This window comes from Leyella lascolaii, from assembly GCF_900079775.1.
GTDB classification, from domain to species: Bacteria; Bacteroidota; Bacteroidia; order Bacteroidales; family Bacteroidaceae; genus Prevotella; species Prevotella lascolaii.
On record NZ_LT556035.1, the window covers coordinates 193,564 to 216,601 of the forward strand.

Annotated in this window: 16 protein-coding genes, 1 other RNA gene and 1 pseudogene; 6 read left to right on the forward strand and 12 right to left on the reverse strand. The window is 44.0% G+C overall.

From position 1 onward, the window contains the following. The first annotated feature begins 250 nt into the window (after nucleotides 1-250). The 6 genes from BN4609_RS01985 (at nucleotide 251) to BN4609_RS02010 (ending at nucleotide 7,133) form a co-directional block, all read left to right on the forward strand. Entirely contained in the window at nucleotides 251-1,966 is a 1,716-nt protein-coding gene (locus BN4609_RS01985) for a glutamine--tRNA ligase/YqeY domain fusion protein (RefSeq protein WP_068855111.1), read from the forward strand. Continuing rightward, nucleotides 1,963-3,387, forward strand: a complete 1,425-nt coding sequence (locus BN4609_RS01990) for a tetratricopeptide repeat protein (protein WP_084791321.1) — start codon at nucleotides 1,963-1,965, stop codon at nucleotides 3,385-3,387. The genes BN4609_RS01985 and BN4609_RS01990 overlap by 4 nt, the downstream gene beginning before the upstream one ends. Nucleotides 3,388-3,396: 9 nt before the next feature. Continuing rightward, nucleotides 3,397-4,032: a DedA family protein gene (locus BN4609_RS01995; RefSeq protein WP_021994251.1), complete on the forward strand. Its 636-nt coding sequence runs from the start codon at nucleotides 3,397-3,399 to the stop codon at nucleotides 4,030-4,032. Between the two features lie 280 nt (nucleotides 4,033-4,312). Beyond that, the gene (locus tag BN4609_RS02000; protein ID WP_068855112.1) at nucleotides 4,313-5,776 is read left to right on the forward strand and encodes an SLC13 family permease; all 1,464 of its coding nucleotides are present in this window, start codon (nucleotides 4,313-4,315) and stop codon (nucleotides 5,774-5,776) included. Nucleotides 5,777-6,081: 305 nt separating this feature from the next. Beyond that, nucleotides 6,082-6,466, forward strand: an RNA gene (rnpB, locus tag BN4609_RS02005) — RNase P RNA component class A. 148 nt (nucleotides 6,467-6,614) lie between these two features. After that, entirely contained in the window at nucleotides 6,615-7,133 is a 519-nt protein-coding gene (locus tag BN4609_RS02010) for a 30S ribosomal protein S16 (RefSeq protein WP_021994253.1), read from the forward strand. A 155-nt stretch (nucleotides 7,134-7,288) separates the two neighbouring features. Here the strand turns inward: BN4609_RS02010 and BN4609_RS15545 are convergent. The 12 genes and pseudogenes from BN4609_RS15545 to BN4609_RS02065 form a co-directional block, all read right to left on the reverse strand. Next, nucleotides 7,289-7,498, reverse strand: a pseudogene (locus BN4609_RS15545) (transposase); the annotation flags it as partial. A 15-nt stretch (nucleotides 7,499-7,513) separates the two neighbouring features. Continuing rightward, nucleotides 7,514-8,506, reverse strand: coding sequence for an ISAon1 family transposase (locus tag BN4609_RS02015; RefSeq protein WP_206196530.1), 993 nt, complete (start codon nucleotides 8,504-8,506; stop codon nucleotides 7,514-7,516). Next, nucleotides 8,472-8,858, reverse strand: a complete 387-nt coding sequence (locus tag BN4609_RS02020) for an ISAon1 family transposase N-terminal region protein (protein ID WP_068855113.1) — start codon at nucleotides 8,856-8,858, stop codon at nucleotides 8,472-8,474. Before BN4609_RS02020 ends, BN4609_RS02015 begins: the two co-directional genes overlap by 35 nt. 328 nt (nucleotides 8,859-9,186) lie before the next feature. After that, nucleotides 9,187-9,744, reverse strand: a complete 558-nt coding sequence (locus BN4609_RS02025) for an NADH peroxidase (RefSeq protein ID WP_021994254.1) — start codon at nucleotides 9,742-9,744, stop codon at nucleotides 9,187-9,189. A 40-nt stretch (nucleotides 9,745-9,784) separates the two neighbouring features. Then, nucleotides 9,785-10,207, reverse strand: coding sequence for a Fur family transcriptional regulator (locus BN4609_RS02030; RefSeq protein WP_068855114.1), 423 nt, complete (start codon nucleotides 10,205-10,207; stop codon nucleotides 9,785-9,787). Between the two features lie 225 nt (nucleotides 10,208-10,432). Then, nucleotides 10,433-11,119, reverse strand: a complete 687-nt coding sequence (locus tag BN4609_RS02035; protein ID WP_021994256.1) for a DnaJ domain-containing protein — start codon at nucleotides 11,117-11,119, stop codon at nucleotides 10,433-10,435. 226 nt (nucleotides 11,120-11,345) lie between these two features. Beyond that, nucleotides 11,346-12,257 carry a glucosaminidase domain-containing protein gene (locus tag BN4609_RS02040; protein WP_068855115.1) on the reverse strand — a complete coding sequence of 304 codons (912 nt, stop codon included), beginning with the start codon at nucleotides 12,255-12,257 and terminating at the stop codon, nucleotides 11,346-11,348. Between the two features lie 476 nt (nucleotides 12,258-12,733). After that, the gene (locus BN4609_RS02045; RefSeq protein ID WP_084791322.1) at nucleotides 12,734-18,235 is read right to left on the reverse strand and encodes a beta-sandwich domain-containing protein; all 5,502 of its coding nucleotides are present in this window, start codon (nucleotides 18,233-18,235) and stop codon (nucleotides 12,734-12,736) included. A gap of 202 nt (nucleotides 18,236-18,437) precedes the next feature. After that, nucleotides 18,438-19,124, reverse strand: coding sequence for a nitroreductase family protein (locus BN4609_RS02050; RefSeq protein ID WP_241033170.1), 687 nt, complete (start codon nucleotides 19,122-19,124; stop codon nucleotides 18,438-18,440). A 1,175-nt stretch (nucleotides 19,125-20,299) separates the two neighbouring features. Then, nucleotides 20,300-21,376 carry a bifunctional histidinol-phosphatase/imidazoleglycerol-phosphate dehydratase HisB gene (gene hisB, locus BN4609_RS02055; RefSeq protein WP_068855117.1) on the reverse strand — a complete coding sequence of 359 codons (1,077 nt, stop codon included), beginning with the start codon at nucleotides 21,374-21,376 and terminating at the stop codon, nucleotides 20,300-20,302. After that, nucleotides 21,342-22,214, reverse strand: a complete 873-nt coding sequence (locus tag BN4609_RS02060; protein ID WP_068855118.1) for a hypothetical protein — start codon at nucleotides 22,212-22,214, stop codon at nucleotides 21,342-21,344. The genes hisB and BN4609_RS02060 overlap by 35 nt, the downstream gene beginning before the upstream one ends. Continuing rightward, nucleotides 22,211-22,987: a TrmH family RNA methyltransferase gene (locus tag BN4609_RS02065; RefSeq protein ID WP_068855119.1), complete on the reverse strand. Its 777-nt coding sequence runs from the start codon at nucleotides 22,985-22,987 to the stop codon at nucleotides 22,211-22,213. Before BN4609_RS02065 ends, BN4609_RS02060 begins: the two co-directional genes overlap by 4 nt. Nucleotides 22,988-23,038 lie beyond the last annotated feature (51 nt).

A 23,038-nucleotide genomic window follows, 5' to 3' on the forward strand; every position in this document is an offset into this window, starting at 1 on the left:
CGTGTCATAAAGCATATTTTTTCATTTTATTAGCTTTTTTTACACAAATATTCTTTATCATGATGCATTTCAACGACTGACGGACCACAATTTCAATGTCATCACATTACTGACATATATCAATCTTCAAGCATACTATTTGTTAAAAATTGTCAGTACATTATTTCCCGTCGGCAAAATTTATTTTACATAACTGCTTATAACTGATTTTTTTCTTAATTTTGCAGCATAATCAATAGAAGAGAAGAATATGACAATCAAAGAGAAAGATACATCTCTGGAGAAAAAAAACATAAGCTTTGTTGAACAGATTGTAGAAAACGACCTTGCAGAAGGCAAAAACGCAAGACGAATACAGACACGTTTCCCGCCGGAACCGAACGGATACCTGCATATAGGACACGCGAAAGCCATCTGCATGGATTTCGGAGTAGCCGAAAAATATAACGGGGTATGTAACCTGCGTTTCGACGACACAAACCCTACAAAGGAGAACAACGAATACGTGGAAAACATTCTCAACGACATAACATGGCTCGGATTCAAATGGGGAAAGATTTTCTACGCCTCAGACTATTTTGACAAGCTGTGGGAATTTGCCGTATGGATGATAAAGAACGGTCATGCATATATAGACGAGCAGACATCCGAACAGATTGCCGAACAGAAAGGCACGCCTACCACACCGGGCAGACCGTCACCCTACAGAGACCGCCCGATAGAGGAGAGTCTGGCTCTGTTTGAGAAAATGAACACACCCGAGGCTGACGAGGGAAGCATGGTGTTAAGGGCAAAACTCGACATGGCTAACCCGAACATGCACTTCCGCGACCCGATAATGTATCGCATAATACATACGCCGCACCACCGTACGGGAACAAAATGGCATGCATATCCGATGTATGATTTCGCACACGGACAAAGCGACTATTTTGAAGGTGTAACCCACTCCATCTGTACACTGGAATTCGTGCCGCACCGCCCGCTCTATGACAAGTTCATAGATTTTCTGAAAGAAATGAACGGTGAGACTGAAAATATCAACGATTTCAGACCAAGACAGATTGAGTTCAACCGTCTGAACCTTACCTATACAGTGATGAGCAAGCGCAAGCTGCTCGCTCTGGTCAACGAGAAGAAGGTGAGCGGATGGGACGATCCGCGCATGCCCACTCTGTGCGGAATGAGACGCAGGGGATATTCTCCGGAGAGCATACGCAAGTTCATCGACTCCATAGGATACACAAAGTTTGACGCCCTGAACGACATGGCGCTGCTTGAGGCTGCCGTACGTGAAGACCTCAACAGACGCGCGATAAGGGTTTCGGCTGTGGTCAATCCCGTAAAACTCGTCATAACCAATTATCCGGACGGCATGACAGAGGAAATGACTGCCATAAACAATCCGGAAAATGAGGCAGACGGCACACACAGCATCACTTTCTCGAAGCATCTGTGGATAGAACGCGACGACTTCATGGAGGACGCTCCGAAGAAATTCTTCAGAATGTCACCGGGCAAGGAAGTAAGACTCAAAAACGCATACATCGTAAAATGCACCGGATGCACAAAGGATGCAGACGGCAATATCGTCGAGATACAGGCAGAATATGACCCGGAATCGAAAAGCGGACGCGAAGGGGCAAACCGCAAAGTGAAAGGCACTCTGCATTGGGTGTCTGCCGACCATTGCAAGAAAGCTACCGTACGCATATACGACAGACTGTTCAGCGTGGAGAACCCATCGGCTGACGAGCGTGACTTCAGAGAACTGCTTAATCCTGAGAGCATGAAAATCAACGCAAACTGTTTCGTTGAGAACTATGCTGCCGAGCGCAAGCCGGGAGAGTATCTCCAGTTCCAGCGCATCGGATATTTCATGGCTGACCCTGAATCTACAGCAGACACACCAGTGTTCAACAAGACTGTAGGACTAAAAGACACCTGGGCCAAACAGAACAAATGATGGCATACGGCGAAAAGGACTTTGACAGCATAAGCTTCAGAAACATCATAAAGAAATACGAGGAAGCCAGACTCGTAAATGAAGACATATATATGGAACCTGAGGAACTGACAGATATTGCCGAGTTCTATTATGAGAAAGGCAATATCTCTCAGGCTATCGAAGCTGTGGAATATGCCATAAAACTCTTCCCGAACTCAACAATGCCTGTCATATTCCGTGCCAGAATAGCATTGCTTGAGGAACATGACTGCGCACTCGCAGAGAAGTATGCCGATATGGTATGTGACAAAAGCGACCTTGACTATTTCTATCTTATTGCCGAGATAATGATTGTTGACGGCAGGGCTTCACAGGCAGACAACTACCTGAGGGAACGCATGACACATGTGGACGAGGACGACATAGCCGACTTCATACTCGATGTGGCTACAATATTTGTAGACTATGAGAAATACGATCTGGCTGAGAAATGGATGGAAATGTCTGACGATGAGGATCTGCCGGACTATAAAGAACTGAAAGGACGCATTGCCTTAGGGCAAGGCAATTACGATACGAGCGAGCTCATTTTTGAAAACATGCTGAATGAGGACCCTTATTCCAACCATTTGTGGAACAGGCTTGCCTCAGCGCAGATGATGCACGAAAAGATAGACGACTCAATAACGAGCAGCGAATATGCCATAGCTATAAATCCTGATGACGATGAGGCTCTGCTGAATAAAGCGAATGCGCTTTTCAGGTTGGGCAAATACGACGAGGCACTTGAATATTACAGACGATTCACACATCTTTGTCCGGAGAACCACAGCGGGTACATCCTTCAGGGAAATACACTCATAAATCTCGCACGCCCCGAGGAAGCCATAGCCGCATACAGACAGGCGGAGAGCAAAATCGGGAATAATGAGTCTGACATAATAGAAATATTTCAGGAACTTGCGCTCACTCTTTCTTCCATAGGGAAAAAGGAAGAAGCTCTGGAATATGTAAAGAAAGCCGAGAACAATCCTTTTTCCGACAAGAATGAGACAAAAGTTCTACGCGGACACATATATCTTGAGCATGACTGTCTGCCTGAGGCTCAGGCTTGCTTCCGTGCCGCAATACATGGCTCGGACTTCTCAAGAAGAATCTTTCTTTACATTGCAATGTCCGCATTTGACTGTGGATATATAAACATAGCATACAAAATGTTCAAGGCGGCACCGTCTTTCAGAGCCGATACGGATAAGAAGGGATTATCTTATCTTGCGCTTTGCTGCCATCAGCTGGACAAAAAGAAGGAGTTTCTTGAAAACCTTAAGAAAGCATGCGACGAGGAGGCGGACGAGGCACGTAATGTACTTGGCTTTCTGTTCCCAAAAGAACTTGATGTAAACGAGTATTATAATTATATGTATAACAAACTTAAATGAAAGAAGAAAATGAACATTATCTCCACACTATTGGACAATCTCAATTACGGTGCGATTCTTTTTCTAATGTTTATAGAAAGTACCTTTATTCCTTTTCCTTCAGAAATCGTTGTCGCACCAGCCGCATATCACGCCGCCGCAGGTGAATTGAATATTGTTCTCGTCATCTTGTTTGCAACCATTGGAGCAGACTTGGGAGCCATTGCGAACTATGTCCTGGCTTATTATCTGGGACGTCCTATAATATACCGATTTGTAGAAAGCAGATGGGGAAAACTTTGCATGCTCAGTAAGGAGAAAATGGAGAGGAGCGAAAAATATTTTGCCGACCACGGTGCGGTGGCGACACTTACCGGGCGCATGCTTCCCGTGATAAGACAGCTGATTTCACTTCCTGCCGGACTGGCAAAGATGAACTTCTGGAAATTCTTATTGTACACTACAATAGGAGCAGGCTGCTGGAACTGCGTGCTCGCAACTTTAGGATGGTATCTTCATGCAATAGTTCCGGAAGAGCAGCTGAACGAGAAGATAAATGAATACGGTAATGTCATTTCATGGGTAACTGTCTCCATATTCATTGCGGCGGTAATAATATATCTTATAGTGAAATATATCAGAAAAAAGAAACAGGCAACTGTTTAAATAGAGTAAGGAGACAATCAACAGATATAAAATAAAATGTCAATGAAAGCAGGAAGGGAACGATAGAGGTTTTCTTCCTGCTTTCATTTTACATACTTCCTTTCATTCTTACTGCCTGAGTGGCATGAAATGCTTTTGTTTATACTGTTTGCGAGGCAATAAGGCATTATAATATGACAATATCAAAAATAAGGTGAAAAAAATTTTTTATAATGGCTTTTTTGTATACCTTTGTGTAGTCTATAAATATATTTTTAAACCTAATTAAAAAACCAACAACATGGCAGTAGAAAAAAGGTACACTCTTGACGGTAGCTTTAGAATCAAGAAAGCTATATTGTTTGCAATCGCCGTCATAGTAACGGTAATAATATGGAACATGCCGCTCGATGCCTTCGGCATTGACGGTCTGACCGTAATTCAAAGACGTATAATCGCAATCTTTGCATTCGCGACCATTATGTGGGTAACGGAGGCGATATCGTCGTGGGCGACGTCCGTTTCATTAATAGGCATCCTCCTTTTGACAACATCAGACAACGCATTCAGGTTTCTCATATCAGATATAGACAAAAGTGAATTATTGGATCACAAAGCACTTATGGCAACGTTTGCAGACCCGATAATAATACTGTTCTTGGGCGGATTCATTCTTGCCATTGCCGCCACAAAATCAGGACTTGATGTTTTGCTGGCACGCACACTGTTAAAACCGTTCGGCACAAAGAGCGAAAACGTGTTATTGGGCTTTGTGCTCATAACAGGTATATTTTCCATGTTTGTCAGCAATACTGCAACAGCAGCAATGATGCTTACATTTCTGACTCCTGTATTCAAAGCTCTTCCTCCTGAAGGCAAAGGACGTGTAGCACTGACTCTTGCCATTCCTGTGGCGGCAAATATCGGTGGCATGGGAACAATAATAGGAACACCTCCGAACGCCATTGCAATAAAGTATCTGAATGACCCGAACGGACTTAACATGGGATTAGGCTTCGGAGACTGGATGATGGTAATGACGCCGTTTGCACTTATACTTCTTGTAATCGGATGGTACTTACTGAAAACATTCTTCCCTTTCAAAAAGAAAACCATCCATCTGGAAATAGAAGGAGAAGTGAAACACAACTGGCGCACGACGGTCGTCGCCGTTACTTTTATCCTGACAGTCTTGCTGTGGGTTCTTGACAGATGGACGGGCGTCGGAGCCAATACGGTAGCAATGGTTCCTATTGCAATATTTGCATTCACCGGAGTAGTGAAAGCACGCGACTTACAGGAAATAAACTGGAGTGTTATTTGGATGGTTGCCGGAGGTTTCGCTCTTGGACTTGCACTTAATGAGTCCGGCTTAGCTGAAAACGTAATCAAAAGCATTCCGTTCGGTTCATGGTCTGCTGTCGCAATATTGATTACATCGGGACTGATATGCTACATCTTATCCAACTTCATTTCAAATACAGCCACGGCAGCTCTTCTTGTACCTATTCTGGCTGTAGTATGCAAAGGTATGGGACCGTCTCTTGACAGTATTGGCGGAACTCCAACCGTACTTATAGGTATTGCAATCGCAGCATCCATGGCAATGTCACTCCCGATAAGCACTCCACCTAATGCAATTGCCCACTCAACGGGACTCGTAAAACAAAATGAAATGGTAAAAATAGGACTTACAATAGGTGTGATTGGTATGTCGTTAGGATACCTGATGCTTTACATCCTCGGAATTAATCATATATTATAAGGTACTAAAATTATTTCCATAGGTCTTTTATTGCAGGCATATGGAAGCTAAGAACAGTCCGCAATGTCTTTAAACAGACAATGCGGACTGATTTTTTCAGCTAACGTAGACTGTAAGGTGAGGGCTTCTTATCGACGTGAATGATGAAAGAGCAGCCTGCCGATGAGGGACACGCAAGAAAAATGACAGTGAACGGAATCCCGCACGAAACAGTGCTTACAGCCACTCCGATGACATCGGCTATGAAACTTTGTGACATTTTCTTTTATAATAACACACTTATTTGTTAACTTTGCAGAATGAAAACAGTGCTCCGGTCTGTCGCCGGCATCAACTCGATGCGGGAGGAAAGTCCGGACAGTGTAGGGCATTCCACTTCTGAAAATAGAAGCTGTTGGCAACAGCAGGGTAAGGCAGAAGAAAATAACCGCCTGACAGATGATTAATTATCATAAGGCAAGGGTGAGAAGGTAGTGTAAGAGACTACCAGCCGATGGGTGACTATCGGGCTGTGCCTCCTGGAAACTGCAAGTTCGCGTATACCGTCGTTTGAAGATTGCCCGTCTGACAAAGTTATTTTGGCGACGGAGGGTAGAACGCTTGATCCATGAGGCGACTTATGGACTAGATAAATGACAGATGCCGTTTTTACGAACGGAACAGAACCCGGCTTACAGGAGCACTGTTTTCTTTTTATTTATTCTAACACTTTTTGAAACGGTATAGTTAATAATTTATAAAATTGGCATTGCATACTGCAATGTTAAATATAAATGGTGTAAATTTGCAGCCGCTATCACGAGCTGATAGCATTAGTACAAACATAAAAATAATTATAATGGCAACAAAAATCAGATTGCAGCGTGGCGGACGCAAGAGTTATGCTTTCTACCGCATCGTCATCGCTGATTCAAGAGCACCACGTGATGGTAGATTTACTGAGAAAATTGGTACTTACAACCCTAACACCAATCCGGCTACAGTTGATTTGGATTTCGATCGCGCACTTTATTGGGTTGAGGTTGGAGCACAGCCGACAGACACTGTACGCAATATCTTGAAGTCAGAAGGAGTGTATCTTATGAAACACCTTCGTGGCGGCGTTAAGAAAGGTGCTTTCGACGAGGCTGCAGCACAGGCAAAATTTGAAGCTTGGAAAGCTGACAAACAGAAGACAAACGATGCTATACGTCAGAAAGAGGAGCAGAGCAAGAAGGACGCAGCAGCAAAAGAGCTTGACGCAGAAAAGAAAGTGAATGAGGCTATAGCAAAGAAAGTGGCAGAGAAGAAAGCCGCTCAGGCAGCTGCAAAGGCTGAGGCTGAAGCTGCAACGGAAGAAACTCCGGCTGAAGCATAACATAAGAAAATGTAAAATAATAGATAATATGCGACTCATAATATTTTATGGTCGCATATTTTTTTATGTCAAATTATACACATGGGATTGATATAATGGTGGAAAACAAAACCATCGGTGTACGTTTGCAACAATAAAAAAGGGTCAGTAGATTTTTAGTGGGGATAGGCATACAGTTTAGCAATACGGAATAAGAAAAACTTCTTGTCAACAACTCCCCTGAGATTCGCTCTGAAGAGTTTGATTTTAGCGTTGAATGATTCAGCGAGCGCATTTGATGAACGGTTGTTGTAGAAGTTGAGGATTTCATCATAATGCTCATAGAAGGTGGCTGCGATAACATCAAATGAGTGGAATCCTACTTCNGGGTCAGTAGATTTTTAGTGGGGATAGGCATACAGTTTAGCAATACGGAATAAGAAAAACTTCTTGTCAACAACTCCCCTGAGATTCGCTCTGAAGAGTTTGATTTTAGCGTTGAATGATTCAGCGAGCGCATTTGATGAACGGTTGTTGTAGAAGTTGAGGATTTCATCATAATGCTCATAGAAGGTGGCTGCGATAACATCAAATGAGTGGAATCCTACTTCCTCCACTTTGTTGTACCATCGTGCCATGGACAGGCGTGCGGCATCCTTGATTGTGTTTTTGGCGAAGATCATCCGTAGGGAATGGCACAGTCCGTATGCCGTCTTGATGTCTGGGTATTCTTCAAACAGAATCGCAGCCCTCTGCTTTTGTCTGTCTGTCCATTTGTCGGCAGACTTGAACAACAGGTATCGGGAGCGTATAAGCAGCTCCTTGCGTGTGTCTCCATTGGGATAGCGGTACGGGATGTACTCCTTGCCGTTTTGTCGGGCTTCCTCCATTTCATCGTTAGCCTGCTGTATGGCATCCCAACGGTGTTTGATGCGCAGCTCCTGTACGGCATCGCAAGCCAGTCTCTGGATGTGGAAGCGGTCGATGACACGGCTGGCCTTGGGGAATGCCGTCCGGACAATCTTGCGCATGGAGTCCGACAAGTCAAGCGTAACCTCCTCGACGGCATTACGACGCTCTTCGTCAATCCGTTGCAGGACGGCAATCACGTCCTCGGCTTTTGTTCCCGCAACGACGGCGACCAGGGATTGCTCCCGCGTGCGAGCCTCACGGTTGGTTACAAACGTGTACAGCTCACCATTGGAAAGCGAGGATTCGTCGATGGCCAGACAAGGGCCGATATTGTCCGGAAACAGCAGCCATTCATCCGCATGTTCCAACTGCTCCCACTGTCGGAAACCGCTCAGCACTTCCTTGTATTGCTTCTCGAACGTATGCCCGTCTATGTGATAGAACTCCTCAAGCGTATGGCAGGTCACAGGGGACGTCTCCATACGTCTCTTTTAAAAAAGCTCCAAATTCCTTGGAGTAACGGGTGCCCCTGGCCACAACGTCAAGGTCTATCGGAATGCTGAAACTCTTGCCCGTACGTGTGTCTGTCCACCGCCTGCGACGGATTTTCAGAATTACTTTATGGTCCCGTATCGGGAAATCCGTCACGCTGACGGCTTCCATAAAACCTTTGGACTCAAAGTGCGCGTCATTGCCTAGTTCCGGATTCATCTTCTCGTCCAGGCTGATGTGTATCTCTCCGGTGGTTTGCTCAATGCCAACTATCGAAAAGTAATCCAATATCTGTGTGGGCAGTACGATACCGGCCAACATATTCAAATAATCTTTTTCCATACTGCAAAGTAAAGGACTTTTCGATTTTCTTACAAATTTATCCCCACTAAATTTCTACTGACCCNATGTGTATCTCTCCGGTGGTTTGCTCAATGCCAACTATCGAAAAGTAATCCAATATCTGTGTGGGCAGTACGATACCGGCCAACATATTCAAATAATCTTTTTCCATACTGCAAAGTAAAGGACTTTTCGATTTTCTTACAAATTTATCCCCACTAAATTTCTACTGACCCATAAAAAAGGCTGATTTCCATTACCGGAAACCAGCCATTATTATTTCACTTGAAAAGATTTATTTGCGGACAGTAATAAATCTGACAAATATTTATTTCTCGAAATATCTCTTATACAGTCCCATGAATCCGGCGCAGTGGCGTGCTTCGTCCTTTGCCATCTCATGTACTGTGTCATGAGTTGCATCCATTCCGGCTGCTTTAGCATTCTTGGCAATGCGGAACTTGTCTTCGCATGCTCCACGCTCAGCTGCTATACGAGCCTCAAGATTGCTCTTTGTGTCTTTCAGAACATCGCCCAACAACTCTGCGAATTTACTTGCGTGCTCAGCCTCCTCAAATGCGTAACGCTTGAACGCTTCAGCTATCTCAGGATAACCTTCCCTGTCAGCCTGACGGCTCATAGCCAGATACATGCCCACCTCACAGCATTCTCCGTTGAAATGATTGTTCAAATCCTTTATCATTTCCTCGTTGGCGTCTTCCTTACGGGCTGCTCCTAATGTGTGAACTGTTGCGAATTCAGCCTTGTCAGACTCATCCAACTCCTTGAATTTTGATTTTGGAGCCTTGCATAACGGACAAACTTCAGGAGCCTCAGTACCTTCATGGATATATCCACAAACCGTACAAACAAATTTTTTCTTCATAATTAATACTGCTTTTTAAATTCTGTTAATGTTATTGTAATCAATCATTGTCTTCTTTTCTCAAACATTCGGAACATACGCCTTTATAATACACCTGAACGCTGTCGACCCGATGTCCACAAGTTTCTGCCTTGAATTCAGCCATATCCTGAGATTCCAAATCCATGATAGACTTACACTTCTTGCAGTAGAAATGGACGTGAGGCTTTGTCTCACCGTCATAACATACCCGGTGCTCGTCTATGGTTATCATCTGAGCCGCATTGTTTTCTGACAACAAACGCAATGTATTATACACCGTAGTGCGACTCAGTGTAGGAATTTTCTGGTACAAATCCTTGTAGACATCTTCCACCGTAGGATGCGTTCTGTGATCCAGCAGATACTGCATTATCGCCATACGCTGTACAGAAGGCTTGACTCCATTCCGCACCAATCTGTTGTATGCCTCTTTTTCAAACATATTTTATTTTTCTGCAAAAGTAATTTATTTCCATTTAAAAGCAAAACATAATTGTAAATATTACACTATTTAACATCCATTTACACTTATGGCGTCAGCCAAGATGCCTTTCAACAGTTTACCGGTATCCGGTAATTACAAACCTGTAAAAGCCTTTTAGCTAATACCAGCTGTTATGAAATGAATATTGTAAGTCATATATTACATCGGAGACCGGTCATTGGCTTATATCCGGTTGTCACGCATCTGTTTTATAAGATCCTTTTGATGTTCGCTGAGATTTTGTGGTAAAACGACATTATATGTAATGATAAGGTCTCCAAAAGAGCCGTCTCCCCTACTATATCCTTTTCCCCTTAGACGCACTTTCGTGTTATTCTGAGTCTCGGGTTTAACCTTCAACTTAACCTTATCTCCGTTACCGAGCTGTATTATGACCTCTCCACCCAAAAGCGCGGTATAAAGGTCAATATTAACAGTTGCGTTCATCTCTCCAGAATGCTGCGTACTTTTTGAAGTCCTTCTTGTACGTGAGCCCTGTCCGAAAAGGTCCTGGAAAAAGTCGGAGAACCTCTGTCCGTTACCGAAAGAGCTGAAGTTGAAGTCTCCGAAAGGCGAATTCACATCATTATCCCAATAGAACCCACCTTTTCCACTATCGCCTCCACTTCTGTTAAAGGCATCCGCCTCCTTCCATTTCTCTCCATACTGATCGTATTTCTTCCTCTTTTCCGGATCTCCTATCACATCATAGGCTTCATTAAGAGCTTGGAACTTTGCCTTTGCCTTAGGGTCATTAGGGTGCAAATCAGGATGAAATTGCTTTGCCCTTTTACGGTAAGCCTCTCTCACATCCTTTTGATCAATATTTTTATCGACACCCAATATTTTATAATAATCAATGAATGCCATAATCAATCCTCCTTTTTGTCAATTTAACTGTCAATTCTATTACCATATAGCAAACTCCATGCCTGTATGAAGCATTGGCATTATTTTTATAAGAAAAAGTTTCACCGGTCACCAGTTACAGGCACAGACAATCCATGTCTGATTATCCGACACCCCACAGAACCGTCTCCATCAATCCGCCAGACACGCCGTTCAAGTATCAGACAATGGCAAGGTTGTATTAAAATCAATAGACAAGCAATTTGTCGCCTACCTTAATCTCATAATCATCTGTAAGATTATTTTTCTTGTACAGATATTTAAGCCTGATGCCATAGTACTGTGAAATAGAATACATACTTTCTCCTGCCTTGACTATATGGAAACGGTTTTTAAAGGCTTTGTCCGCCCTTTTCTGTTTCTCTTTCAAAAATATGACCTCTCCGGGTACAAGTTTGTCATCCCGATCACGCTCATTATACTTTGCGATTTTCTTGTATGAAATATTTATCTCTTTACCGATTGATTTGAACGTGTCGCCGGCACGGGCTATAACATAATAATTCTTATTATATTTGTATATAGGATGCAACCGTTCAGATACATCGCTTTCCGCTCTGTGTTTTGAGATAAACTTGTCATAATGCTTCTTGTTATCAAACTTATACAGCTCATACAGTTCGATAATTTCTATCAACTTGTCAGCATATCTTGGATTTGTGGCATATCCGCATGCCTTTAATCCACGCGCCCATCCCTTATAATCGGTCATTGAAAGTCTGAACAATCTGGAGTAACGGTTCTGTTTTGACAAGAACATACTATGGTCCTCAAAACTTTGAGACACATTGTCATAGGCTCTGAAACACTCGTTTCTCTCATCATCATCGTAATATACCCGACGCCCGGTCCAGCCATGACACTTTATGCCAAAATGGTTGTTGCCCTTACGCGCAAGCTCACTACGCCCGGCTGCGCTTTCAAGCAGTCCTTGCGCAAGCGTTATACTGGCAGGTATTTTATGCCGGACCATCTCTTCAATAGCAAGATCCTTATACAAATCTATATAAGTCTGATAGACTGAATTCCGACGTATCTGTGAAAACACAGCGACAAATGGCACTGTATATATAATGATGAATAGAGACAATCTTTTCATTTATTACCAACTGAAAATTATAACAGGAAAATATACTTAGTTTATAACTAAAATGCAAGCGTGCACCATATACCTACAAAAGTATATAAAAAAAAGGAGATACGGACTTTTTTGTATATTTTAACGCAGCCTCCGGAAACAATTATTGGTGTCCGTCTGCATTTACGGACACCAATAATATAATATAAGCGGATATTCAAAATAAACTATACAATAAAATCACTCATATGCCATCTGTGCCGATGTCATCATCCCGAACGCTTTTTGGATAAAGCCGGTTGCGCTCCGCAAAGCGATGGGAAGTTGTCCTTACCCTCGCTTGCATTGCCTTTCCGGCAGCATTCAAAAGTCTCATCGTTCGTACAACCAGTTTCATTTCCTCTTCTGACTTTTGAATGCGCAGTCCGGACAGCGCACCATCTGACGGCAATCAATTCAGAACATATACTTGTAAAAATTGGATTATGCGACCGAAGTCATCTCACGACAATCTTCTCACATTTGTTTTCAGCCTCCGATTTTACTGTTATAATATATATCCCTGACGGCATAGCAGATGTTGAGATTCGCCCGTTATCCGTATTTCCACGACCGACTACGCTGCCTCCAAGATTGCATATCATATAAGTGGAACCTGAAGGAGCAATAACATTTATGTCGTCGCCACGGTCAACCACATTCGGATAGACACTAATGCCATCATCCTCATTGACATCTGAAATCCCTGTAGAGACGGGCTCGCCATAAACCTCGAACTCGTATAGCTGTGCGGAGTCGGTCACGCATGAATAAGGAATCTCAAGCTTAACATAACGTGCCGTGACAGGAACGTCAGGCTCATACGTTTTAATATTGCTGTCGTCAGATGTTACAGCCGTGACTTTTGTCCATTTCGCTCCGCCCGTTGTTTTATGGAAAGTTGCCATTTCATCATCCGTAGGAGCCTCATCAGACACATAAATGCGATATCCACTTATGTTGTCAGTCACACCATATGTCCGCGAATCATAAATAACGAACCTTCTGATGTTATATGTTTTTTCGAGATCAAGCACCATCCAATTTGTCGGATTAGACGCGCCGTTATTATTGAAATTCCACGTCAGTGCGGTATTGTCCTTTATTCCGTCAATCAGATTAAGCGCAGTTTCCTTGAAGTTTTTGATGTTATACGAACCGAGAATAGTCTTTTTGCGACTTACGGGAATCCGGGCATTATGAGATTCGTCCTTTTCCGCCAATATTCCCCATATGTCGAATCCATACACTCTCACAGCGTTGCCGCCTCCTTTGCCAATCTCCAGCTTGACATACTTTGCACTGACCGGTTCCGGCAATATACACGTATGGCAAGACTCAGACGCGACACCGCTCTCATATCCCACAGTTGTGAACACACTTCCGTCCATACTTACAGATATCGAATATTCATCGGAGTTATCAAAATCCTCCATTGTCCTCGAATCATAAATATCGAAACGGTCCACATTATATATATCAGTAAGTTCAACAATGACATACGGCTTGGAGGTGCTGCCGTTATAACACCATTTTGTTGTACGGTCCGAGTCAAGTATATTGTACGGTGACTCAGACTCATTCACCATTCCACTCGACCCATATATTCCCGCAACCTGCTTTCCGTAGCCATAAGTCGGACGCCTGCTGATTATTTGCGTGAGACTCTCATCCTCTTCTGTGGGTTCATGACCGTACACACTGAATTCGTATATTCTGGCTGCTCCGCCTTTATTCTGTTCAGCAGATACAATCCGAAGTCTCACTGCTGTCGTGACGAAAGGACGGTCAAGCACTATGTCGGTGGTGTTTGTAATGTTTTCGGACACACCTTCAACATCAACCCATCCGTTATTCACATATCTCTGCAAGTAATATTCAGACGTGATGTAATCTTCAGACTCCATTCCGGCATTCATAACGCGCCATCCTGTGACAGCCTTCGGAGCATCAAACCTGTATTCTATCCATTTCACCTGTGAACTGTTGTCACACCATTTTGTATATTCATCACCGTCAGCAGCCATCTCAGGTCTCTCGGAGTTGTTTGTATATGAAGATGCTTTTATGGCAACTGGCGTAATCACAGGATCCGCGTGTTCCACCTCTTTATATGTATCTTCAGTATCCGTATGATTCAGAACCTTTATAACCTCTGACAACGGACGTGTGTCATCATTTACATTATCAGACAATGTTATGGCATATATGATAATGTCAGAATCGGTCGGAAGGGTGAGCGTCTTGCACCCGGCGTCGACATTGATAACATACTTATACATATATAAGAACTCGTATATACCGTCTCTGTTTTCACCGGTGACATGAGAGTGAGTGGCAGTGAATGCCGTGTTTTCCAATCTGTATTCCTTTTTTATGTCACTGCTGTTGCTCCATACTCCTACATTTCCGCTGTTGCTTTCTATTCTCAGCGTATGTTTTTTGCCGTCGACGAGAAAGTCCGCCATACTTCCGTCCTTGTTCAACGACGATGCGAGAACATACAGTTTCCTGCCGTTTGGCAACGACGGGAGCTCTATGGACTGTCCGTCGCACCTTACCGCATTCTTCTGACCGTCATCCCTGCTTCCCATACAGAACGTTATGCCGTCAGCCGTTATGTTGTCCTCAATAAGCTCCGCGGGATATGCATATTCAGTATCGGCGTCAGCCCTATCACTGTTCGTACTCATTACGTCTATGTTATATGCCATTTCCACAGCGACAGACGACGGAGAACTGCTCTGCCCTGAAGCGACAGAGTTGCCCGCAAACTGCAAGGCAAATGTCTTGGGGTGGAATCTGTCTATATGGAATCTGAGTTTCTTACCAGAGAAATCCGCATTTCCAAGATGTTCCTCCACACCGTTCACCTCTTCTGCCGAAAGGATGTCGGACGCGAATTCCACCTCCACATCCTGACCTTCATTCGTAAGTTCGTAAAACCTGATGATGGTCTTGTCTGACTGTTCCGCCTTTTTGAGTGCCTTCACCGCCACATTCCCGTTGTTTACGCTGGCAAAGCAAAACTCCTTGCCCAACGCTCCGTCATGCCGTGTTGTCTGATAGACAAGCATAGGCTGGTTAAGTTTGTCAGCCTCCCACTGCGTGTCCGCGCTCCATTTGCCGGAATGTGAGAAGAACGAATACGTAAACTTGTTAAGCCCCAAATCCTGACGTCCCTGGTATGTATAGTTGCTGCCCACTTTAGGAGTGTGTATTAGCGTCAGTCTTATCTCATTATCCTTCTGCTTGTCCCATCCGTATTTGCAGTCGTTGAGAATCGATACACCGAACGTCCCGTCCTCATCCGTCACATCAGCCCATCTGTGTCCGAGGAATTCGCAATGTGCGTCAGTGTTGTTTGCATCCGTACTGTATGAGGTACTGTTACTGTTCACATCAGCGCCTATGCTCAAGTCATATGTTGCCAACGGATTGGACGCGGTAAGCGGGAATGTGGCTTTCAGCAACCGTTCGCGTGTCTGCCAGTCCACCTCATTCACAAAATCAATCCTGTTATTGCTTCCTGCGGACGAAAGACGTATGTACTGGCAGAATGTGGAACCGTTTTTCGTCCGTGTGATTTTCAGACTCACACGCAACGGTCCGTTTTCCGCCACCTCAACATTGATGCCTTCATTGTCTACATATTCCCTTGGAGCTTTCTGCAACTGGTCACCATGTATCTCCCATGATGGCCACGACAATGATTCGTCGTACAGCATAGCGAGGCGTATCGGAGCCGACAGGAGTTCCTTGTTACCGAGTTTCTTGTCAATGATAGAACTTACGTCTCCGTTGCTGTCAATTGAAAGTCTGTACCGGTCGTTCTCCATTCCTTTCTCGTTTATCACAAGACCGGTTTCCGGCTCACTGTCAGATACGGACGGTGCGACATTGTATGTGGCATACCCGAGCGAAGGAACGGTAGCCAGGAAAATGAACCTTACAGTCCCGTTTCCGTTCTCCAATATCTGCGACGGTACGGTGTTTCCTTCCGAATCTGTGACTTTCAGACACGAAACGTCATCGGCTACAGACATCGTAGCCTCAACAATATCAGTGCGGTCCTGCGAAAGCGGGTTGTAAACCACCAACGGCGTATTCTCACACCAGCTCGTGTTCAGACATGAGGCGACACCGCCAACCGCATTGTTAAGCGTACGTGAGAAGTCAAGCTGGTTAAGCACCTGGTCGTTTACAGAGTATTTGTATGCCTGGTTTATGCACGTTCCCGGGATGTCGTCATGAAACTGATGCCATAATAGACGCACCCAGGCGTCGTCTATGGTTTTCTTCTGATAAGGCAACGTGCCGAGCCAGTCAGCCATGACCGAAGCCTTTTCCGTCGCGTCGGCAAGCAGCTCACCCTTTCGCATCCAATATTTCAACATGGTGCGCGACGTATATCCTCCCACTCCATGAGCCCTCATGGGCAATCCGTGTTCTATCGTGGGAATCTTGTCATATCCCATATGAAAGATCTGGTCGAGCATTTCAGTTGTCGAACCGAGCGAGACACTTAACGGACCGTCACTGTCCACACTTTTTGACAGCCAGTCGGCAGTCTCTTTGTCAAGCCCTCCTCCCCTGTCGCTCCTCGGACCTACATATTTTATAGTCGCAGGAATGCCGTAAGAGTCAATGTTGTCAGAAACCTCATTCTGCATCTGTGTGTCATAAGACATATCCTTTCTGAACTCCTCATGCGCGTCATAAGGATTAAGTTTCAGCACAGAAAGCAATTCTGAGCCGTCGGTTCCTATCCATCTTGCGAACCGCGGCAGTTTATTGTATGCGTAAGCCGAGTTCCATGAAAGCTTCTGGCTATGGAAATACTTCATGCCGCAGTGCGACGCGACCGTAGGCAGAGACCACGGGAAACCGAAACAGTCAGGAAGCATTATGTCGCGTCCTCCTCTCACTCCGAACTCGTTGCGGAAGAAAGTCTGTCCATACAGGAAATTCCTTATCAGCGACTCTGCCGACCCGATGTTTACATCATTGGCATCGACAGAGCCTCCAGCCACATGCCACTTGCCGTTCTTTATATATTCCTTCAGACGGTCATAACTGTCAGGATAATATTCCTTTGCCCACATGTATTTTATGGCTCCCTCAAAATTGAACTCGAAATTGGGCGACGCCTTGTCCTCAAACCGATCGAAAGTCTGCTCCAGCGTATTCTTTATATACTCGCCTATCGTCTCCTTAACGGTCCAGTTCCATTGCGTGTCCAGATGTGAGTTTGATATGAAGAACAACTTCCTGTCAGCCACTTCTGCGGGTACGGGCTCGTCACTTGCGGTAACAGCCATTATCGCAACCGACGCATCTTCGCTCAGCAATTCTGCTGTAATGGACGACACTGCCTTATCCGTGCCAGTGACAGATACCGAATTCTCGTACAAAGCGTGGTTGTAATTTTGGTCGATGTTTCCCGATTTGTCTATTCTTCCCAATTGCCAGAAAGCCGTGCCGTTGCAGTCCGCAGTCTCACAATTGCTTATCGTCAGACGCTGTGTGTCGTCAGACGTCCCATCAGAATAGTTTACTGTAACTGAGAGCTCGGCGTTTCCGACACCGGAGGTGCCGAGAATCCACAAACTTCTTGCAGATTGCGGCTCGTTGAAATCTATGGTTATGCTTCTTCCATATTTCAACGCTGTCTGGTCGTTTACTATCGATGACAGGCAAAACGCGCACTTATCATTGAAGTCATTAAACCTATACGGCACATCAGAAAACAGTCCCCTGATTTTTTCCGGCAGACCTCCCCTCGCAGTCCTATTATCGGAATAAAAACACCATCCGTCATCAAGAAACGAGTCATTGCCGTCCTCGTACGGTGTCAGTACAATGTCCGCATTATACCCTTTTAATCCTACAGGAACATAAGAGGCTGATAACAATAACGGGACACCAAATAGTAATAAAGTATGTAAAGCCCTTTTCATATTAGTAATTTAGTAAATAAAAAACGACATATATATGTATAAAAACAATCCCGGGCTTTTTGTTGAAAATACTGAGGATATTTATCGTTATTTAACGATAAACGGGACGTATTTTAAAACGTTAACAATTGAAACACTGAAAAGACGAAAATAAAACAATGATAACTTATAACCTATGGACAAGAACGACAGTGCGATGTCGTCACACCCACTCAAAATTATCCTTACCTGCCCCTATTTCGAAATGCAGTTTCACAATACCCAAATCCATACTGGTATAGCCCACCATAGAAAAAAGGCGTCTGGCACATACACAATGCCTGCCGTCTTTCACTCCCGCATATTCAATGTAGAACTTCTGCTGATTCACAGCCGTAGGAGCCTTCAGTGCCGCGCGCACTCCTTGCTCAAACCATTCGGGCGTGGAAACACCCGCGTTGCTTACATCCTCCACGCTTTTGCATTTATGTTTCCTGCCCGCATCGTCAGGATAACCGAGCGAAATCATGCATGCCACCTTCTCTTCGGAATCCAGAGCGTAAGCTCCTTTCACCTTCCTGTATGACAGACCAGCCCAGCATGTACCAAGTCCAAGCTGCTGAGCCAGCAGCACAATCTGCTCACCGTAATAGCCAACACGCTCATCCAAATCGTCTGCCCTGCGTCCCGCCATTACAATATAATTCTCTACACCCGAGAACGAACCGTAAGCCAACATGCCGCTGAACCCTTTCCTCTCATTGAGCACAAGCTGTATGTGGAGGTTGCCCTTACTGTTGCACTCGTCTATCTTAGCCCGCAGACAGTCAACGGCCTCACGCTCCAATGGTCTGCTGATGTAACGTCGCACGCTGTGGCGCGCGTATATTGCTTCTAATAATGTCATCATATATAAATACTTATTTACGCGTTGTTATGCTCTTTTAGTAAAAAAACAGTGCCAGCGAGCGCAATGGGAGCTTGCTCGCTGATTGCCGAGTGCAGCCTGTTTTCTGCTGGAACATAATTTTAATCAGAAATACATATCATTTATAATAGTATTGCAAGATTAGTGAAAAAAATCGAGATAAACGCAATTATACATATGAAAAACATTGGCATTATTCTTAAAAAAAGACTCCGCTTATGGATAAGAAACCAATCAGAAAAGCTGCATTTGCGCGTTTCACCCAAGATTTACTGTCTTTGCCACAGTTATGTTCTCGAAAAAACAACATGCGTTTATCACATTAAAAGAGACGGTATCCGCCTGAGAAAACGTATAAAAAAGAGGATTCTCAAGTGGCGGAGACAAAATAGCCGCTCCGCACAATATGTATGAACGGAAAGGAATATACGTATAGCGTCAAATGGCTGAGAATCGTGCAGAAGCAGACACACATCCGACTGACTGCTTATACGCGAGTTTTAAAGCAACGATACACGGGTTTTAAAGCAACAGCACAGCACACTGAATATCAGCGAATTACACGAACAGTATCAGTAAAGTCAACTTTCCGCGCTACAGAAAAGGCTCTTCCGTCGCACAGGAAAGGCTCTATGAGCGCGTGAAAAAGCCCATATGGCATGCCGGAACAGTCTTTTCCGAGCCGGTATATTTCATCTATGACAGAGGAAACAGCACCCGACTGTTCACGAAAAGAACAGAATCCGTGCGTTCTGTATGAACAACACCGTATCATATGCGGTTTGTTGTGATATCCGTAATAGAAAATACAGCATGAACGGGATGGATGTATCAGTGCATTACATCTGTTTTGTTGAAAAATTTTGTCAATATTTTTTACTTCACACATAGCCTTCACCACCGATTCAAATCAAGACCCCACAGCCTCGGATTGCAATATATACAGTCTTGCCGGACTTCGCTTTCCCACCGTATCCCCATACATTCCTTACGCCACACAGCCTTTCTCACAGACGACGGCAGGCATGACCGCGACAAAACCGCACGTAAAGCACGTCTCTGCAACATAAATCCACAGCTGGTAGACAAAACCTGTTAGCGTTTCTATTGAGTAATTGAATTTACAGTAATGAGAAAATTAACAACATATGGAATCGTCATAACAATCCCTTTGTACTTGGAAGTTCGTAATGGAATATGTCACGTCTTACAGCCATCCTTACAGCTCTTGCAAAAGCCTTAAATACACCTTCTATCTTGTGATGTTCATTTATACCCTCCGCACGTATTTCAAGATTCATCTTCGCAGTATCGCTAAGACTCTTAAAGAAATGAAAGAACATCTCTGTAGGCACATCACCAATCTTCTCTCTATGGAAGTCGACGTGCCAGTTTATCCAAGGTCTTCCTCCGAAATCCAAGGTTACAAGACACATGCAGTCGTCCATTGGAAGACAATATCCATATCTCTCTATTCCACGCTTATCCCCCAAAGCCTTAAGCAGACATTCCCCTATGGCAATTGCCGTATCCTCAATTGTATGATGTTCGTCAACATTCAAATCTCCGTGAGTATGTACGGTAAGATTCATCATACCATGCTTGCCTATTTGCTCCAGCATATGGTCGAAAAAACCTAAGCCTGTCGTTATGTCACACTTTCCGGTTCCATCAACATTAACACTCACATAAATGTCTGTTTCACGCGTCTTTCGTCTGTATTCCGCAATTCTTTCTCCTGCAAACAGAATTTCCGCGATTTTATCCCACGTTATACCATTATTGCCCAATATAAGAGCCTTACATCCCAAATTCTCTGCAAGCATCCTGTCGGTATCACGGTCACCTATTACATAACTGTTGCCCAAGTCATACTCCGGGTTGTGCATATACTTTGCCAACATCCCTGTTCCGGGCTTGCGCATAGGAGAGTTGTCCTCAGGGAAATGCCGGTCAATCAGCTGCTCGTCAAATACAATTCCCTCCCCTTCCATAGTTTTCATAATGAAGTTGTGTACAGGCCAGAACGTCTCTTCTGGAAAGGAATCGGTTCCCAATCCGTCCTGATTGCTTACCATAACCAACCGGAAATCAAGCCTGCTGCATATAAAAGAAAGATTACCTAATGCTCCTTTTACAAATTTCAACTTGTCAAATGAATCTATCTGTTCATCTGCCGGCTCTTCTATCAATGTTCCGTCACGATCTATGAACAAGAGTCTTTGCGGTTTCATTCAATTCAATGTTATTCTGTTTTGTTCTTATTCGTACTTCTATACGTCCATATACATAATACATTACAAAAAACATCCACATACTGATGTATAATGCAATAAAATAAACCACGACACTCACAATATAGTCCAATATATTGAAGTATTCAGGCAGACCGTTCGGGTCTCCTATAGTCAAGCCATATGCGTTATTCTGAAACGCAATGTACATTACAGAACGGGGCATTCCTATCACCACATATAACACCGCAACTATAATGGCACATAATACCAGAACCAGAGCAATAAATCCCCAATATCTCCATCCGTTACGATATGCAGCACCAAAGACAGACCATATTCTTGATTTTGACTCAAACAGATATTTCATCACAGAATAACATAGCGGAATGGCTGCAACAACAGCCAACACCGTGAGCACTCCCATGCAGATGGCATAAACTGTATCAATATGCTCCGGAGACTTCCCGTTCCCGAGCAATAAAAGTATTACTGTCCCTGCAACAATCATTATAACCGCAAAAATGAAAGCCAGAATAGTCATCGACAAGACAGCCTGCAAACAATATATATAATTGCGTTTGCGTGATTCTTCATTAAGTAGTGACATAACGGATGTTCCAAGCCAGCTTACGGCAAATATTGATGGAATCAAAAGCACAAGCTGCATCCATGGCAATGCGTCAAAGAATACAGAAACACTGATTACTGCCGAACATACCAAAGCTGCCAGCCATGTTCTGCGGAATATTGTTGCAAAATTATTAAACATCAGTTCATAAGCTGAATGTATACAGCTTGAGTAACTGCGATCCTTATATAAAAAGTTCTCTATCATAAGTCGAATTTAAGTTGTTTCCTTCTGAATTCAGAACATATTATTGCCGTTGCAACCGCGACATTAAGACTGTCTGTCGCAGCTCTCTCTGGAGGATAGTTAGGAATAAGCAGCCTGTTGCTTATTTTTTCACTTAGTACCCGCGATATTCCATTGCCCTCGTTACCCATGACTATCAGTCCGTATCCGGAGAGTTTCTGTCCGTATATACTGTCACCGTCAAGAAAGGTTCCATACACAGGAATATCAGACGGTAAACTGTCGATGAATTCGCAAAGATCCGTATATAATACATTTACTCTTGCAATGCATCCCATAGTAGCCTGAACTACTTTCGGATTATAGACATCCGCCGTACCGCGACTGCATATTACGTCCGTTATTCCGAACCAGTCCGCTATACGTATTATTGTACCGAGATTACCAGGATCCTGAACATCATCCAAAGCCAATGCAAGGTTCCGCCCGACATCATCGGTTCTGAAAAGGTTTTCCATCTTTTTGAATACAGCCAGAACCTCCTGAGGATGTTGCAGGAAGCTCACCTTACGGAGTTCCTCATCGCTCACCTCAATAATCTCGCTTCCCGTATTCTCACAACTGTGCCGGTTGACCTTCAACCATTCTGTTGTAGCCACAATCATCCTCGCCGGCATGCGCTCAAGTAAATCGCCCACCACCTTAGGACCTTCCGCAACAAATGCATTTTCGCTATTGCGGTTTTTCTTGAGTCCAAGCGACTTGATATATTTTATTCTTGATTTGCTTATCATTATTTTACATACAACAAGTCCACGCCTCTTTATACACGGATATTAATATAA